Raw genomic sequence first — 18,062 nt, 5'->3', positions numbered from 1 at the left:
TCCACCAAAACCTTGGTGGATTTTTTATTTGGATTCCTTTGGGGAAAATCTATTTTTTCCCAATCTGAAAGTACTCAAAACCATATTCTTCCATAATCTCATCGTTATATTGGTTTCGGCCGTCAAAAATAATCGGTTGATTGAGTTGTTGTTTTAACTCCTCAAAATCAGGTGATCGAAATTCTTTCCATTCGGTGAGCAAAATCATGGCATCAGAGCCATTGAGTGTCTCATACTTCGAATTACAATACGTAACGTTTGGAACATCTTTTAGGTAAAAATGTTTGGCTTCGTCCATGGCTTTCGGATCATAGGCTTTAATGCTGGCACCTCGTTCAACCAAATCTTTTATAATGTAAATGGCTGGGGCTTCTCGCATATCATCTGTTTGAGGTTTAAAAGCCAATCCCCAAACTGCAAAGGTCTTCCCTTTAAGATCTTCTCCGAACCGACTAACTACTTTATTGGCAATAACAAATTTCTGATCGTTGTTGACATCTTCCACGGAACCTATAATTCGAGCAGCATAACCATGTTCTTGTGCTGTTTTTTTAAGGGCTTTGACATCTTTTGGGAAACATGATCCACCATAACCACTTCCAGGATAAATAAAGCTATATCCGATTCTGCTATCCGAACCAATGCCAATCCGTACTTTATTTACATCAGCGCCAACCAATTCGCAAATATTGGCTATTTCATTCATAAATGAAATTTTGGTCGCTAACATAGCATTCGCTACGTATTTAGTCATTTCCGCTGAACGCACATCCATAGTAATCAATCTGTCTGTGCTACTTCTAAAGAATGGACTGTATAAATTGCGCATTTTTCTGGTTGCTGCTTCATCATCTGCACCCACTACAACGCGATCAGGTTTCATGAAGTCTGAGATGGCATCCCCTTCTTTTAAGAACTCCGGATTGGAAACCACATGAAAATCGATATCCAACTTTCTTTCGTCAAGTTGTTGCTTTATGGTTTCTCTTACCTTGTCTGCAGTACCTACCGGAACCGTCGATTTGTCAACAACGATAAGAGAATGTTGCATGTGCTGTCCAATTTCTTTGGCCACTTGCAGCACGTACTTCAGGTCTGCAGACCCATCTTCTCCCATAGGAGTACCTACAGCAATAAAAGCAATATCACATTTTTCTAGATTTTTGCTGAGTTGTGTGCTAAAGTGCAAAGTTTTGTTGGCGACATTTCTTTTTACCATGGGTTCAAGCCCGGGTTCATATATAGGAATTATGCCGTTTTTTAGGTTATCTATTTTCTTTTCATCTACATCAATGCAGGTTACAGTATTGCCCATTTCGGCAAAGCAGGTGCCGCTCACAAGGCCTACGTATCCAGTGCCAATTATTGTAAGATTCATTTTAAAATTGTTTTCATGGTTAAATAAATCATATAGTAAAACATAAATTCACTATTTGTTTTGTATTAAAAGAGATATTAGTGACACCATTTTTGGGATGAAATGACTGGAGGTTAAAGTAAGAGAATGTTATTCCCTTTAGAGTAGCCATATATATGGCAAAACGACTAGTCAAGTACCCAAACATGACTATGGCATTAGCCATAAATCATGCCTGCTGCAACAGTTTCATTGGTGCTTTCATCAATTAAAATCAAATTACCTGTACTCCTGTTTTCGCGATAGGAATCAATCATTAAAGGTCTTGTAGTCCTTATCCGTACTTTACAAATATCATTCATTGATATTTCCTTATCCTCCATATTTCTGCCAAGAGTTTCGATATCTATTTTATAGATTACTTCTTTTATCATTGCAGTTTGCTCATTGGTTGTATGCCTTATGGTATATCTAGCTCTTGGTTTGGCTGGAGAGTTATTCATCCAACATAGCATTACCTCCAAATCTTGGACGGGTTCTGGCTTGTTATTGGACCGAACAATCATGTCCCCTCGACCAACATCAATGTCGTCTTCTAAGGTCATGGAAATTGACATTGGTGCATACGCTTCCTCCAACTCACCTTTAGGTCCCTCTACGGTCTTAACTTTCGAAGTAAACCCTGATGGCATTACAGTAACGTCATCCCCAGGTCTGAATATTCCACTGGCAATTCTACCAGCATATCCACGATAATCAATGAACCCTTCTCGTTGCGGTCTTAGCACGGTTTGTACAGGAAAACGAGCATCCACACTATTAAAATCACTACTAATATGAATAGTTTCTAAAGTATGCAATAGTGGGGCTCCTCCATACCATGGCATATTTTCCGACCTGTTTACTACATTATCTCCCAAGAGTGCACTTATAGGAATAAAGCGTACATCTTTTACCAACAACTTTGATGAAAAATCTTGGTATTGTTTTACAATAGAATCATATATATCCTCTTGAAAATCAACCAAATCCATTTTGTTGATACAAATAACCAAATGTGGTATTTGCAATAAAGAGGCTATAAATGAGTGTCTTTTGGTCTGTTCGATAACACCGTGTCTCGCATCGATTAGGATAATAGCCGCATTTGCAGTAGAGGCACCGGTTACCATATTTCTGGTATACTGTATATGTCCAGGTGTATCCGCAATGATAAACTTCCTTTTCGGCGTGGTGAAATAACGATAGGCCACATCTATTGTTATGCCCTGTTCCCTCTCATCTCTTAAACCATCGGTAAAAAGTGCCAAATCCACACTTTCATGTCCTTTCTTAAGACTTGTATTTTCTATAGCCTCAAGCTGATCTTCAAAAATAGACTTAGAGTCATAGAGAAGTCTGCCAATAAGCGTGCTTTTACCGTCATCTACGCTTCCCGCAGTGGTAAATCTTAATAGTTGATTATTGTTTATTTCCATTTGATTTTTTTAAAAATAACCTTGCCTTTTTCTATCTTCCATTGCGCTTTCCGAACGTTTGTCGTCTGTTCTGTTTCCTCTTTCGGTCTGTCGCATACCAGAAACTTCTTCAGCGATTTTTTCCAACGTATCGGCATCGGACTCAATACCTCCGGTAATAGTGATATCTCCAAGGGTTCTGAACCTGACTTTCTTTTTTACAATTTCTTCACCATCTTCCAATTTCAAAAATTCAGAATTCGGAATCCAAGAATTACTTCTCCAAACCACCTCCCTTTCATGGGCAAAATAAAGAGAGGGTAACGCTATATTTTCTCGTTTGATATAGTTCCAGACGTCCATTTCCGTCCAGTTGCTTATTGGAAAGGCTCTAAAATGTTCTCCTTCAAAATGCTTGCCGTTAAAGAGATTCCATAACTCTGGGCGTTGATTTTTGGGATCCCATTGTCCAAAATCATCACGATGGGAGAAGAAGCGCTCTTTGGCCCTGGCTTTTTCTTCATCACGTCTACCACCACCTATTGCACAATCTACTTTGTGAGCTTCAATTGCATCCAGTAGCGTAGTAATTTGCAATGAATTGCGGGTGGCACTTTTCCCTTTTTCTTCCGCTACTCTTCCTTGGTCAATGGATTCCTGTACCGAACCCACTATAAGGTTCACTCCAAATTCTTTTATAGTATCATCCCTAAATTGTATAGTCTCTGGGAAATTATGACCAGTATCCACATGCATCAAAGGGAAAGGTATTTTGGCTGGGAAAAATGCTTTTTTAGCTAAATGTGTAACGAGAATGGAATCCTTACCTCCTGAAAAAAGAATGACAGGATTTTGAAATTGTGCCCAAACTTCGCGCAACACAAAGATTGCCTCAGATTCCAGTTCGTCTAGATAATTTAAATAGTATTTGCTCATTTTTTGAGTCTTATTTGATTTTTGATTGTATCGTAAATAATATCAACGGATTCTTGTATGCTGTTTTCATTGGAGACCTCAACATCCGGATTAATTGGGGACTCATAAGGTGCGGAAACACCTGTCATGTTTTTAATCTCTCCACTACGTGCTTTTGCATAAAGCCCTTTAACATCTCTTTGCTCACAAACTTCAAGGCTTGTGTTTACAAACACTTCTATATAATTGGTTTCACCAACTGTTTTTTTTATGAAGTCCCGGTCTTTTTTATAAGGAGCAATAAATGCGGCGAGCACAATAATTCCTGCATCTACAAAAAGTTTTGAAACTTCCCCAATTCGCCTTAAATTTTCCGATCGGTCTTCAGGTTCAAAGGATAGGTTGCTATTAATACCTTGACGTACATTGTCTCCATCCAGAACATAGGTTCTAAGGCCGTTTTTGTGAAGTTTTTCCTCAAGTGCATTGGCTAGGGTTGATTTACCCGATCCTGATAATCCCGTAAAAAAAATCAAAAAGGAATGGTGTCCGTTCATTTTTCTACGATCATCAACACCAATTTTGTACGAATGGGCGATTATATTCTTTTCCATGTTTTTGATCTAACGATTTTATCCAAACCGAAATTAATGCGGTACCAAGCTCTTTCGTGGCAATAATACAACACCATTTTAGTAATTATTTCAAAACTTCCAATTTTTAGACCTATTAAAGGTTCCCCCGATATTATCCAAGAAATAATAATTGTATCCAAAGTTCCAATGAAACGCCATGAGAACGTTTTGTAGAGGTGTCTTTTTTTGCTTTCCGGTATTTTTATGCGTACCCAAACCCGTTCATGTAAGTAATACAAAACCATTTTTGTTAAAACCTCAGAAAAACCAATTTTGAGCCCAGTAGAGGGGTTTCCAGTAATAATCCAAGAGAGAACTACGGTATCGAATGTACCAACTAACCTCCAGGTTATTGTTTTGGCGATATGTCTTTTATGGGATATCTTACCCATAAAATGAGAAATTCTACCCACGATTTATGAACTTACCAAAAAATAGGGATTCAACAGATTTTCTTTATTGTATGGCAATTCTTCGTTTGTCAGCTGTGAAACAACTTTTAATCCCACAGCATTGCAAATGGCATGACCTGCAGCGGTGTCCCATTCCATTGTTGGTGCAAATCGTGGATACACATCTGCTTTGCCCTCTGCGACCAAACAGAATTTAAGCGAACTGCCTTTGGAGACAATCTCGACGCTGTCAAAATCATTTTCAATAGATGAAATATAGTCAAGAGTATCTTGATTCATATGAGAACGACTGCCCACAACGCGAACCAATTCTTTTTTAGTTTCATTTTTCGTTATTCTATCTTCATCAGCATAGAGATCATTGGCTAACAGATGTTCTTCATTCAGTACAGTTTTAAATGCCATCATTCTGCTGACATCTGCATAGTACAACTCCCTGGTTACCGGCACATATATAACTCCAAGAATGGGTCTACCTTTTTGACACAAGGCTATATTCACCGTGAATTCTCCGTTCCTTTTGATAAACTCTTTTGTCCCATCCAAGGGATCAACTATCCAACAGCTATCCCATTTTTTTCTATCAACATAATCAAGGTTTTTATTCTCTTCACTAATAATAGGGATTCTTGTTTTGATTAAGTGTTCGTTGATAATTGTATTGGCAGCCGTGTCCGCTTCGGTCAAAGGAGAATTATTATCCTTTATTTCAAGATTGAAGTTAGGTTTGCTGTAAACCTCCATTATTGCCAAACCTCCTAAAATAGCAGCATTTATGGCTATTTCCAACGATTCTGAAAGTGATTGCATAGGTTTATATTTCAGCGGGTAAAGATTGCAAATAAGTTAAGCAATAACAATTTTTAATTATTATTTACGATGTAAGCCAAAAAAAACCCGATAACGAATAATCATAAGAGAATCAAGGGTATTTATGGGCTATTATTGAAAAGGGGTTTTAAAGATGTTCAGAGACCTATTTTTCTGGTCTAAATAATATCGATAATATGCTCTTAAACGGTTGGTGTCATATTTTATCAAAACCTCGAACCACCCTTTGGTGCAAAAAACAAGGGAAGACTCTAACCTAATTAACCAGCAATGACATTGACCATAAGGTTATGCTAACTCAGCTTTACCTAAGGTCTTTTTCTCTTATTGTAAGATTAGATATTATAATATTTAGTATACCAATCAATAAATTTTTTGACACCTACGTCTATAGAAGTGTTTGGTCTATAGCCATAGTCTTTTATAAGGTCGTCCACATTGGCCCAAGTTTTAGAAACGTCCCCAGGTTGCATGGGCAGCATATCTTTTTTTGCAGTTATCCCCAAAGCCTTTTCAATGGCACTAATAAAGGTCATTAACTTCTCAGATTTGTTATTCCCTATATTGTATACCTTATACAACTCCTTATCGGATTCTCTTTGTTGCGTATCCTTTTCCAGAACTCGAACAACTCCTTCTACAATATCATCAATGTAAGTAAAGTCCCGTTCCATTATTCCATTATTAAAGACCTTAATAGGTTTTCCCTTTACCATAGCATCCGTAAAAAGGAACATCGCCATATCTGGTCTTCCCCATGGCCCGTAGACCGTAAAAAATCGAAGACCGGTTGTAAGAAATCCGTACAAATGACTATAAGTATGGGCCATAAGTTCGTTACTTTTCTTTGTTGCAGCATACAAACTTATGGGATGGTCAACATTATCCGAGGTTTTAAATGGAATGGTTTTGTTGAGTCCATATACACTGGAACTGCTGGCATATGCCAAATGATGTACCGCAAATTGGCGACAGCATTCCAATATGTTTAAAAATCCTACAATGTTGCTGTCGATGTAGGCTTCGGGATTTTGTAGACTATAACGTACGCCTGCTTGGGCCGCCAAATGACAAACACTATCAAATTTTTCGGTTTCAAATAGTTTTGGCAATGCATCTCGGTCTTCCACGTTCATCCTTATGAACTTAAAATTGGATGAATGTGTGGTACTTTCGGAGATGGAATTAAACTTTTCAGCCTGATCTTTCTCAATCCCCAACTCAGTTAAGCGGTCATATTTGAGAGCAACATCATAATAACTATTTATGTTGTCAAGACCTACTACTTGATGTTTTTGATTTATTAGCTTAACCACTGTGTGAAAACCAATAAATCCGGCCGCTCCTGTAACTAATACTTTCATTTATTGTGAATTTGATTTTGGTAGTCGATTCTATTTATAATAAGATATTGGACGCCAATGACTTCCTGTATTGCTAGCCTATTGTTTACGATAATATTCCATTCTAACTGTTAGATTCTTTCTTACCGACAAACTTAGAACGAAATAACGATAATAAGTACGCCTTTGTTTTATTAAATGCGAGTATGATGAAAAAACATTGGCATTCAATCGATTTTTTTTACATGTTTGGCGAAATATCAAGAGTATATTCTCCTAAATGAATGTTTAGTACTAATTTTCGCTTATGTTAAACAAAATTCCCTTGTGTAATATGGGATTTTCGTGCATCAAATTTTGAAACCCTAATTTTACCCTAAAGAACGATAACATTGAGCTTAAAAACTGAAATACCATCCAAAGTTTGGCTTTCATCACCTCATATGGGGGGAGGAGAGATTGCCTTTGTAAACGAAGCGTTTGATACTAATTGGGTGGCACCACTTGGGCCAAACGTTACAGGTTTTGAAGGTGACCTTGAGGGTTACCTAGGAAATGATATGAATGTTGCGGTTTTGAGTTCAGGTACCGCAGCGATTCATTTGGGACTTAAACTTTTAGGCGTAGGCCAAGGCGATGAGGTACTTTGTCAGAGCTTTACTTTTGCAGCTTCAGCTAACCCAATAACTTATTTGGGCGCTTCGCCTATATTTATTGACAGTGAAGCCACTACATGGAATATCTCACCCGAACTTCTCGAGAAAGCAATAAATCAGAGATTATCTGAAGGAAAAAAGCCCAAAGCTATCATCACTGTACACTTGTACGGGATGCCATACAAGGTTAAAGAAATACATGCTATCGCGAGGCATTATGATATTCCTGTTTTGGAAGATAGTGCAGAAGCTTTGGGAAGCACCTTTAACAATAGACCTTGTGGCACCTTCGGTGACATAGCTATATTATCATTTAATGGAAACAAGATAATTACTACTTCAGGTGGAGGGGCTTTGGTATCACCCAGAAAGGAAATTAGGGACAAAGCGATATTCTTGGCCACGCAAGCACGGGATAATGCGCCACATTATCAGCATTCAGAGATTGGACATAACTATCGCATGAGCAATGTATTGGCAGGTATAGGTAGAGGGCAGATGCAGGTCTTGGACGAAAGAATACATGCCAGACGTAGAAATTATGATTACTATGTTAAAAGCCTTCAATCCATCGATGGCATATCATTTCTTGCTGAGCCCGAAGGAATGTTCAGTAACAGATGGTTAAGTTGCATACTTACCCCATCATTTACTATACGTGAAAAAATACGTTTAGCTTTGGATGAAGAGAATATCGAATCCAGACCTTTATGGAAGCCTATGCACATGCAACCCGTTTTTCAGAAAGGAATGCATTTTACTAACGGTACTTCTGAAGACCTATTTAATAGGGGCTTATGTTTGCCCAGTGGTTCGAATCTCTTGCAAGAAGATTTGGAACGAATAGTGGAAATTATCAAAACAGTTCTTTTATGATACAAAATTATCTTACAAATACTGTTGAAAGATATGCATCCAAATGGTTGGTTTTGGCCATTGATGTGTTTATCGTTGCGTTTTCTTTTGTTTTGTCCTATTTCATTCGTTTTAATCTCACCTTCGATTTTGATGTGGACAAGTTTTTTATGCAGTTGCCGTTGGTATCGCTTATCGCGCTGATTTCATTTCTGGTTATTGGGTCTTACAAAGGTGTGGTTAGACATACAGGTATCCGAGATGTTTATAACATTTTCAATGCAGTTTGTTTGGCGAGTATATTGACCATTTTTCTGGTTTTGGCAAATAGAGAGCTTCAGTTCGTGGATAATTTCACAATCCCACTTTCTATTATCATAATCAATAGCCTTATCGCCTTTATTGTTTTGGTAAGCTCAAGATATGTTTTCAAAACACTTTTCCGAAGTTTCCTAAGTGAAGATGGATTTAATACCTATAAAAATGTATTGATATATGGAGCTGGAGATTCGGGAATTTTAGCCTATGGTGCATTGACCAATCATTCAAAAAGCAATGTCAAGGTAGTAGGTTATATAGATAACGATAAAAAGAAAATAGGTAAGTTAATAAATGGTGTTAGGGTTTTTCCTCCAGAGACGTTGAGTTTTGATTTTATCTCTAAAAAGAGAGTCGCAGAAGTGATTTTCTGTATTCAGAGTATAGATCATAAGAAATTGAATGAGCTGGTCGAAGGTTTGGTGGATTTCCCCGTATCTGTGAAAATTGTTCCTCCGGTAGAGGACTGGATTAATGGTGAATTGAAGGCATCTCAAATTAAAAAGGTACAGATTGAAGATTTATTAAACCGGAAACCTATTGCCATTACAAATTCTAGAATAAGCAAGGAGATTAAGGACAAAGTTGTTTTTGTCACTGGTGGTGCGGGATCCATAGGAAGCGAAATCGTAAGGCAAGTCTGTGAATATGACTATCGCTCCCTTATCGTTCTTGACCAGGCCGAATCCGCACTCTATGATTTGCAACAAGAACTAAAACAAAAGGGGCATCATAATTTTATTCCTATTGTAGGTGATGTGAGGGATAAAAACAGGATGAATGTCATTTTTGAAGAGCATAAACCCGACTTAATATTTCATGCGGCTGCATACAAACATGTACCCCTTATGGAGTACAATTCATATGAGGCCATTAAAATAAACATCGCTGGAACCAAGAATATCGTTGATTTAGCCGTACAGCACAATACTGAAAAATTTGTATTGGTATCAACAGATAAAGCAGTAAACCCGACAAACGTTATGGGGGCTAGCAAAAGGATAGCTGAAATCTACGTGAGTTGTATGCAAAAAGAAAACAAGACCAAATTTATAACAACACGATTTGGTAATGTTTTAGGTTCCAACGGTTCTGTTATTCCACTATTCAGAAAACAAATTGAAAATGGTGGACCAATTACCCTTACCCATAAGGAGATTACAAGATATTTTATGACAATTCCAGAAGCATCCCAACTGGTATTGGAAGCAGGTGCCATGGGTAAAGGAGGCGAAATCTTTATTTTTGATATGGGTGAGTCAGTAAAGATTTACGATTTGGCTAAAAATATGATAAAACTTTCAGGACTGAGCTATCCAGAAGATATTGATATTAAAATAACAGGATTACGGCCTGGGGAAAAGCTTTATGAAGAGTTATTGGCCAATGGAGAAAATACCTTGCCAACTTATCATGAGAAGATTAAGATTAGCAAAACAAGGGAGTTGGATTCAGTGGATCTGAGGTCTAAGATAGATGAACTCTGTATCAGCAATATGTTTTTTAGAGCCAACACTGTAGCCCTTATGAAAAGTATTGTTCCTGAATACATTTCAAAGAATTCCAAACTTTGTGAATTGGACAAAGACAAAGACAAAGAAGAAAAGACTAATTTTGATGATTCTCTGACTACAATAGTCCAAAATTGACAAAACTATTAACAATAATCTAACTGAAATTATGTTTAAATTGGAAAGTAACCAAATCCCTATTTATGCCCTTTGTTTTGTGTTTTTAATACTTTCTTCGTGTGCTTCAAGAAAGGATGTGGTTTATTTTCAAGATACCAGTGGTTTTGAAACCTTGGTACGGGATGATGCCTTCACCTCCAGATTTAAGGTAGACGATTTGGTTTCCATCCATATTTCTTCTTTGAATCCTGAAGCTAGTGCTCCATTCAATTTATATAGGGGTGCTTCCGAAAATGGCTTTCAGCCAGAACAAGTGGATTATTTGGTCGATCAATCGGGAGAAATAGACTTTCCTGTAATTGGTAAGCTGAAAATAGAGGGATTGACCCCAGGCGAACTTAGAGAACTTCTTAGAGAACGCTTGTTTGAATACTTGAAAGATCCTATAATAAATATACGTTTAAGCAATTTTACAATTACCGTTTTGGGCGCTGTCAATCGACCTGGAACGTATCCCGTTAACGGTGAACAGGTAACAATATTGGAGGCTTTGGGTCTGGCAGGAGACATGACTATTAGGGGTAGAAGGGATAATGTGTTGGTGATTCGTGATTTTAAAGGAACCAAAGTATACAATCGAATTAATTTAACTACCAAGAACGTAGTTAAGTCACCGGTGTATTATTTGACTCAAAACGACGTCGTATATGTGGAACCAAATAAATCGGGAATCAAAGAAACTTCAATAGACGCTCGTGCGCAATTGTATGTATCCATCATATCTGTTCTTATTACTGCTACCGCAATCTTGATTACAAGAAGTTAGAAAAGACAATTATTTTATTTTCAAAATATTATGGATTCACAAGAATTCTCAAAGAGTGGTTTGGACACTAAGGCCTTGTTAAAACCCTATTTAAAAAACTGGAAGTGGTTTGCCGTTAGTATAATCGCAGCTTTGATTTTAGGTTTTTTACTTATAAGGTATTCAACACCAGAATATGCTATACAATCTAAAATTCAGGTATTGGAAGACCAAGCACCAAGTTCAGAATTGGCAGCCCTACAAGACATAAATATTTTAGGCGGGCGTGGTAATCAAATTACGGATGAAATTGAAACACTTGGGTCCAGGACGAATTTTCTAGAGGTTATCAAGGAGTTAGGACTGAACAAGAAAATAATTGAGCTGGGTAATTTAAAGAATACGGAGCAGTACATAAATCCTTCGCTAAATTTAATTGTACCTGCGGACTCTATAATTTACAATGCGGATATTGATTTTCTAATAACGCCGAAAAACTCTACCACTTTTGAATTTGCACTGGAGGAGGATAATTTTGTTAAAGTGTATACTTACGGTACAACGTTTGAAACTCCGGTAGGAGATGTAGTTATAACACCCAATGTTGCAAAACCAGAAAATTTGGTAGGTCGCAAGTATCTGATGAGCATAAGGCCATTGGCTGCGGTTGCCGAAAACTACCAAAAGAAAGTTCTTATAACTGCTACTAATGAACTAACTTCTAGAATTATAGGTATTTCATTGAACGATGCCATAATACAAAGAGGAAAAGACGTTTTAAACGGATTGGTTTCTCGTTACAACGAGAATGCAATCAGGGATAAAAAGACAATTGCCGACCGTACTTCTAGCTTTATTAATGACAGAATAGCGGATATCTACGGCGACTTGTCCAGCGTGGATCAAAGTGCTGAAGATTTTAAGGCGGGTAGAGGTATTGCTGATATAGGTACACAAACCAGCGTTAATCTCAATATTGGTGCCGCTAGCCAACAAGAGCTTCAAAATGCTTCTGTGCAACTGGATATCGCATCATCCATGAAAGATCTTATGGATAGCCAAGAAGGTTATGAAGTACTCCCTGCGAATGTTGGTTTAGCAGATCCAACCATCGCAAGCACTACAGCTAGATATAATGAATTAGCATTGGAACGAAAGCGCCTATTGGAAAGTTCTAATGAGAAAAACCCAATCATTGTGAACTTGGACCAACAGTTGGATGGTTTGAAGAGAAGTATGAAATCGAGCTTGAATACCGTAACGAACAACCTTTCACTTCAAGTAAATAGCTTAAGTAGTCAATTATCAAAAATAAATTCAAGAATCTACTCGGCACCAAAAAATGAACGTGCTTTGAGGGATATTACCCGACAACAACAGACAACCGAATCTCTGTATTTATATTTGTTGCAAAAACGCGAGGAATCACAGATTGCTTTTGCCTCTGCCACACCAAAATCAAATGTAATTGACAGGGCTTATTTGGCAAGTAAGGACCCAGTTTCTCCCAAGAAAATATTGGTTTTCTTGGCTTCTTTCATCCTTGGTTCATTAATTCCATTTGGAATCATATACGTAAAGGACTTGATGGACAATAAGATTCATAGCAAAGCCGATTTAGAAGCCCTTATCAATAGTGAAGTTCCTATTTTGGGAGACTTGCCTAGGTTATCCAAAAAAGACCGCCAATTAGTGCACAATGATGATCGCTCCGTTTTGAGCGAATCTTTGCGTATTCTGAGGACCAATCTTGATTATTTAATAAAGTCCGACAAGAATTCGAACAAAGTCATATACATAACCTCCAGTACCTCCGGGGAAGGAAAGACCTTTTTATCTTCAAATTTAGCTATGATTTTCGCCAATACAGGTAAAAAAGTATTGTTGGTGGGTGCTGACATTAGAAATCCTAAACTGTACGATTTCTTTACGGACACTAGCGACAACATTGATAACATGGAAAGAAAGAAAGATATCAAGGAATTGGGGTTAACCGAATACTTATACGATGATTCCTTATCTTTTTCAGATGTTGTCAACTCCATGCTGGTGTATTCCAATACCATTGATGTAGTGTATTCAGGAAAAATCCCTCCCAACCCAGCAGAGCTTTTAATGAGTGAACGGTTAAAGGAATTATTAAAAACAGCTTCGGAGAAATATGACTATGTTATAGTTGATACTGCCCCATTGATGGTTGTTACCGATACACTTTTAATCAGTGAATACGCCAATCAAATAGTTTACGTGACAAGAGCGGGAGCAACCGAAAAAAATGTAATTGAGTATCCATTGAAACTTAAAAAGGAAGGAAAGCTGAAAGGTCTTTCATTTGTTGTGAACGATGTTAAGGAATCTGATTTGGGATATGGTGGAAAGTATGGCTACGGCTATGGCAAAACTCAAAAAAAATGGTGGAAACTAGTCTAATACAGAAGAAAAATGAGTTTTGGTATTCTCCAGTAGTCCACGTATAGTATTCATCATTTTTACAGGGACTTTTAGCTCTTTTATCTGTTTTATTTGATTCACATTGTGCGCATCTGAAGCTACAAAATCAATCATACCCTCTTCCAAAAGTTTATAAGCAGTTTTTTGGACCTGGTCACCGTAATACGGACTTAGTGATAAAAGATTTAATTGAAAGAGAATACCGTTATTCTTATATGCCTTATAATCTTGCAATCGCTGATGAAGGTATATATACCTTTCTGGGTGGGCCAGTATGGGGAAGAATCTACTGGAAGTAATCTTTTTGATGGACGTATCAAAATTTATGGATGCTTGCAGGTAAGACATCTCCACAAGTAGATAATCCTTAGCAAGTGGCACCACCATTCCATTCTTAAGGAGGGTTTCAAAATTATCATCTATCATGTGTTCGGCTGCATAATCTATAGACACACGAGAAAATTCTTGGTTAACCAAACCAGTCTTTAATTTATTAAAAGCATCTTTTACGGTACTGGGCGTATTTTCATAATAATTGTTCATAATATGTGGGGTACAGATAAAATCATTAACCCCAAATTCTGAAAACTCTCTAATCAGACGTATAGATTCTTCAACAGTTTTCGCGCCATCGTCAATACCTGGTAAAATATGGTTATGAATGTCCACAAAACCATCTAAATGGTCAACTAAGAATTCTTTTTTAATGAAAATTTGAAACATATTTCAATTGTTTACAAAATGATATCAAAACCTCTGACAGTATCATGTAGTTTTAAAATGGACCTTCTTTGCATTAGTCAAAGATAGGAAGACTGTATGAGCCGATTTTTAGGTAGGAGGATTATTTGGCCATATTATAAAAGCTTACCTGTTGCATTTGCTTTCTTCCTAAGAATAGATAGGAGTTTCCATCCGTTTTAGATTGCATAACACCTATCTGGCTATAATGCTCTACCGAAGTGTATAAAAAATCGTTAATAGGCTTTCGAAGAAACCAATATGTATCGTTTTGCCAATCGACTTCAATATAGTCTTGAATTGATTCAACAGGAGAAATTGGGCCAACCTCTAGCTCTAATGGGGAGGTATTGTTTTCTTTACTAAGTCTTTTGGTAATTTTCAGTTTTAGAATTTCAAGCTTATCATTGATTCCTTTTGATTTCAGATACTCTTTTAATTTGATTTTATACCATTCAAAAAGTGTTAAAACAGAATTCTTTTTTTCAGCTGGAAAAACAATATGGTGCTGAAATTGATAAATCTGATTACTCCACCGCCTTTTATAATCCATTCCGCCAACACCCATCTCAAATATCTTATACCCGTTTTGAAGACACCACTCCAACTGCTTATAAATCTCAATATGACCAAGACCAAACTTTGCATAATCAATGTCATAGGAAGAGACGGAACTAAAAAGGATTTTATCAAAATGATAATTCAATGATATTTCAATGGGTTCTTCATTGGCATATATTACAAACAATGAGGCTTCTTGATTATGTATAAGTCTTAAAGACTCTTCCTTAATGCTTTGCCAGTAAACGTTTTCCTTGTGAACCTCATTTCTTTGCTGAAACCTTTTTTCTATCATTTTTTGAAGTGAATCCATTATGGATTCATACACATCCCTTTCCAATGTGCCATAATGGAATGCATAGCGTATGTCAAAACAGGCTTCCAAACGCTTTACGTAACGGCGCACAATACTTCTGTACTTTGATTTAAATTGTTGCTCCAGATAATCATCAACAGTATTACAATTGCTAAGGTTTAAAGAATAGCCCCAGTTATGTTGTGGTATGATTTTGCTTCCAAAATCAGGGTGTAACTTCAGATTTAGGTATTCCGGTACCAAACGGTAGGAACCTACGTCTCTTTTTAGATAGGAAACCAATTTAAAATCTTGATTAAACTCTATGGGCTTTTCCTCCAAATAACGCAATTCCTGATATGCACTTGGCACCTCACGCTTTCTGAAAAGCATCAATAAAAAACCAAGATGAATATTATGGGCCATTGTATCTTTCATGAATTGGTTTGGAGCTTATAGGTTTGAATATGGTTTGTAATGTAATAGCACGAATTGTTTTTTTCGTTAAGCTGATAAACCATCACTGTTTCTTTGGGCACTTTTACCTTATGTAAAAATGAATTGAAGGATTTTCGTAAAAAAGTCGGACAGTCTTCATCCATTCTTATCGGGCTGAGATTTGCCTCTTTGGGCATTATATTGGAATTCTCATCAACTACCCAGGTATTTTTATCCTTATCTGCAACTTTTGAATGCCCCAAACGATATTTGAATTTTGCATACATACCATAAAGATGTTGGGCCTTCAAACTTTTTAAAAGAAGAATCAACCGATACCTCATTACTGGAACTATTGCTTTTAGATGTGCTACTACATATGATATAAACGAAGACTTAGCATAATAAATGTGCTCCATGTACATATAATCATGGTTGACCCATCGTTGCTTGTGCCAAAAGTTACCCCGGCCCATATCAAACAGTTTTTTGTTATTGTCATAGCACCACCGTATATGCTCCATGACGTTGATATGCCCTAGGTTGAACATTGAATAGTCAATATCGTAACAACTGTTCCAATGGAAAACGACATCTTGAATCACATAGTTTAGGGTTATGGCTATTGGTCTTTTTTCGTCGTAGATGACAAAAAGAAACGCTCTTTTTGCCATAATCATTTCATATGCAGTACGCTCATAGAGGTTTAAAAAGGGAATCTCAAAATTATCCTCCCTTTTTTCCTTGAACCTGCGTTCTGTGAATTCTCTTAGCTTTTTAAAAAGATAATGATATTCATCTTTGGGTACGTCTCCAAAAAATATCTTGTAACTGGGCGAGATACAAAGATCAAGGCGTTTTTTGTAGCGCCTTAGCTGAGAATGGCGCGCTCTACCTACCCAATTGTTCAAATAGTCCTCTATATTCCCATATTCTGATAGGTTGACCAAAAACCCTTTATATAGGGGAAATTTTATGCTGAGGTATTTTTGATTTAAAACAGAAGAATTCAATAGTAGGTAATCCGGGATATCGTATATCCCAAACGTACCTTTTTTTTGGGAAGCTTCATTTTCAGGATTGTCAAAAAATGTATTGTTTATCAAAACATTTTGGATAGAGGAAAAAGTCTCTTTCAAACGATTTGAATCAAAAAGAATGTCAATGAAAAAATGAAGTTTTTTGAAGCTCATTTTACAACTACGGTTTGGCTGTGTTTTTTACCCTTGATAAAGTATTTATTCGACGATGATTGAACCTTGAAAAGGGTTGTATCTACCAGAGATTCTCTTTTAAGGAACAAAAAATTGTAAACAGCTTCCCTAAGCACGAGAGGATTTTTTTCATTGTTTATGTCCACATCAATTAGTTTCTCCTCTGGTGCTTTGTCATGGTACAGTATTTCCACAGTATATGCTTTTGGCTTTTTTACAAAAACCCCTCTGAACCTTTTTCTAATATGCTTGTATAAAATTTCCAATCCTGTAGATTTTAAAATAGAAATGGAACTGTACACAAATTTGTGTCTTAAAAAGCTAAAAACGCCTCTTATAACACTTTTAATATTGGACCTACAATAAATAAAATGATTTTCATTTTGATAAGTATCGGTATACCATTTCTTCTTATAGTCAGCGTATCCCTTAAGTAAATCGTACTGTTTGAAACCATGCAAGAACAACCATTTTATGTTTTCTGACATATCTATCCAACCGATATGAAATTTTGAATACGCTATATTGTAGCCGCTCAGAATATAGAAGGCCCACTTTTCTTTGAACATGTTCAACCGAATACTGATGGGGGTATTACCACTGTAAATGACGAATAGACTTGCAGTTTTGGCCAATATCATTCCATATACAATATGCTCAAAGCCTTCGAGGTGTGGCAGTTCATAATTCTTTTCATTTTTTTGTTCAAAACGCTTCTCGAGCATTTGCCTAAGGGCATTAAAAAGCTTCGTATACTCTTCAGCCTCTATGGCACCATAGTAGGCGCGATACGTTATTTGAAAACAACTTTCCAGTCGATTTTTGTACCGCCTTAGATTGCTTCTACTTTTAGATGACATCTGTTGGTTAAAGTATTCTTCCGGATTCTCAAACTCATCTAGTTTTATCAGATAGCCTTCGTTTGTCTTAACCGACTTTATCTTAAACTCTGGGTTTAAAGGGTTGGAAGCACTAAAATAACCCGGTATGTCCTTCACCACAATATTTCCAGAAGGTTTTGACCAAATATCAGCGTTATATTTAAAAGAAGCCTTCTCAGATGAATCATCTAAGAGAACGGTCCCTTCTTCCTCCAATAAATCCTTCAAAAAAATGATTGTATTCGTTTTGATCATTCTTAATGAA

At 36.8% G+C, this 18,062-nt stretch carries 15 protein-coding genes; 4 read left to right on the top strand and 11 right to left on the bottom strand.

Annotation, left to right across the window (positions count from 1 at the left end; all coding sequences use genetic code 11):
* Positions 1 to 49: 49 nt before the first annotated feature.
* The 7 genes from CLV81_RS18165 to CLV81_RS18135 all read right to left on the bottom strand — a co-directional run bounded on the left by CLV81_RS18165 (position 50) and on the right by CLV81_RS18135 (position 6,972).
* On the bottom strand, positions 50 to 1,378 hold the full coding sequence (locus tag CLV81_RS18165; protein ID WP_106147039.1) for a UDP-glucose dehydrogenase family protein: 1,329 nt from the start codon (positions 1,376 to 1,378) through the stop codon (positions 50 to 52).
* A 197-nt stretch (positions 1,379 to 1,575) separates the two neighbouring features.
* Positions 1,576 to 2,835 (bottom strand): sulfate adenylyltransferase subunit 1, encoded by a 1,260-nt coding sequence (locus CLV81_RS18160; protein WP_106147038.1) that lies wholly within the window; start codon positions 2,833 to 2,835, stop codon positions 1,576 to 1,578.
* A gap of 9 nt (positions 2,836 to 2,844) precedes the next feature.
* Positions 2,845 to 3,750, bottom strand: coding sequence for a sulfate adenylyltransferase subunit CysD (gene cysD, locus CLV81_RS18155; protein ID WP_106147036.1), 906 nt, complete (start codon positions 3,748 to 3,750; stop codon positions 2,845 to 2,847).
* Positions 3,747 to 4,343, bottom strand: coding sequence for an adenylyl-sulfate kinase (gene cysC / locus CLV81_RS18150; protein WP_106147034.1), 597 nt, complete (start codon positions 4,341 to 4,343; stop codon positions 3,747 to 3,749). The genes cysD and cysC overlap by 4 nt, the downstream gene beginning before the upstream one ends.
* Entirely contained in the window at positions 4,328 to 4,756 is a 429-nt protein-coding gene (locus CLV81_RS18145; protein ID WP_106147709.1) for a DUF2061 domain-containing protein, read from the bottom strand. The genes cysC and CLV81_RS18145 overlap by 16 nt, the downstream gene beginning before the upstream one ends.
* A 24-nt stretch (positions 4,757 to 4,780) precedes the next feature.
* Positions 4,781 to 5,587 carry a 3'(2'),5'-bisphosphate nucleotidase CysQ gene (cysQ, locus tag CLV81_RS18140; RefSeq protein ID WP_106147032.1) on the bottom strand — a complete coding sequence of 269 codons (807 nt, stop codon included), beginning with the start codon at positions 5,585 to 5,587 and terminating at the stop codon, positions 4,781 to 4,783.
* Positions 5,588 to 5,943: 356 nt separating this feature from the next.
* Positions 5,944 to 6,972, bottom strand: a complete 1,029-nt coding sequence (locus tag CLV81_RS18135) for an NAD-dependent epimerase (RefSeq protein WP_106147030.1) — start codon at positions 6,970 to 6,972, stop codon at positions 5,944 to 5,946.
* Positions 6,973 to 7,394: 422 nt separating this feature from the next.
* Here CLV81_RS18135 and CLV81_RS18130 point away from each other — a divergent pair, with 422 nt between their 5' ends.
* Genes CLV81_RS18130 through CLV81_RS18115 form a run of 4 tightly spaced genes read left to right on the top strand, consistent with a single transcriptional unit; the run spans position 7,395 to position 13,646 of the window.
* On the top strand, positions 7,395 to 8,483 hold the full coding sequence (locus CLV81_RS18130) for a DegT/DnrJ/EryC1/StrS family aminotransferase (protein ID WP_281258021.1): 1,089 nt from the start codon (positions 7,395 to 7,397) through the stop codon (positions 8,481 to 8,483).
* On the top strand, positions 8,480 to 10,429 hold the full coding sequence (locus CLV81_RS18125) for a polysaccharide biosynthesis protein (RefSeq protein WP_106147028.1): 1,950 nt from the start codon (positions 8,480 to 8,482) through the stop codon (positions 10,427 to 10,429). Before CLV81_RS18130 ends, CLV81_RS18125 begins: the two co-directional genes overlap by 4 nt.
* Positions 10,430 to 10,460: 31 nt before the next feature.
* Positions 10,461 to 11,237 carry a polysaccharide biosynthesis/export family protein gene (locus CLV81_RS18120; protein ID WP_106147026.1) on the top strand — a complete coding sequence of 259 codons (777 nt, stop codon included), beginning with the start codon at positions 10,461 to 10,463 and terminating at the stop codon, positions 11,235 to 11,237.
* Between the two features lie 30 nt (positions 11,238 to 11,267).
* Positions 11,268 to 13,646 carry a GumC family protein gene (locus CLV81_RS18115; RefSeq protein ID WP_106147024.1) on the top strand — a complete coding sequence of 793 codons (2,379 nt, stop codon included), beginning with the start codon at positions 11,268 to 11,270 and terminating at the stop codon, positions 13,644 to 13,646.
* Here the strand turns inward: CLV81_RS18115 and CLV81_RS18110 are convergent.
* From CLV81_RS18110 to CLV81_RS18095, 4 genes are all read right to left on the bottom strand, one after another.
* Positions 13,638 to 14,390 carry a tyrosine-protein phosphatase gene (locus CLV81_RS18110; RefSeq protein WP_106147022.1) on the bottom strand — a complete coding sequence of 251 codons (753 nt, stop codon included), beginning with the start codon at positions 14,388 to 14,390 and terminating at the stop codon, positions 13,638 to 13,640. The two genes, CLV81_RS18115 and CLV81_RS18110, sit on opposite strands and share 9 nt — an antisense overlap.
* 121 nt (positions 14,391 to 14,511) lie before the next feature.
* Complete coding sequence (locus CLV81_RS18105) at positions 14,512 to 15,702, bottom strand: GNAT family N-acetyltransferase (protein ID WP_106147020.1); 1,191 nt, start codon at positions 15,700 to 15,702, stop codon at positions 14,512 to 14,514.
* Positions 15,699 to 16,895 carry a GNAT family N-acetyltransferase gene (locus CLV81_RS18100; RefSeq protein WP_106147018.1) on the bottom strand — a complete coding sequence of 399 codons (1,197 nt, stop codon included), beginning with the start codon at positions 16,893 to 16,895 and terminating at the stop codon, positions 15,699 to 15,701. The genes CLV81_RS18105 and CLV81_RS18100 overlap by 4 nt, the downstream gene beginning before the upstream one ends.
* Positions 16,892 to 18,052, bottom strand: a complete 1,161-nt coding sequence (locus tag CLV81_RS18095) for a GNAT family N-acetyltransferase (RefSeq protein ID WP_106147017.1) — start codon at positions 18,050 to 18,052, stop codon at positions 16,892 to 16,894. Before CLV81_RS18095 ends, CLV81_RS18100 begins: the two co-directional genes overlap by 4 nt.
* Positions 18,053 to 18,062: the final 10 nt, after the last annotated feature.

This window comes from Flagellimonas meridianipacifica, from assembly GCF_003001695.1.
Lineage (GTDB): Bacteria > Bacteroidota > Bacteroidia > Flavobacteriales > Flavobacteriaceae > Flagellimonas > Flagellimonas meridianipacifica.
Note: the sequence above shows the minus strand (reverse complement) of the source record. Positions and strands in the feature narration are given on the sequence as shown.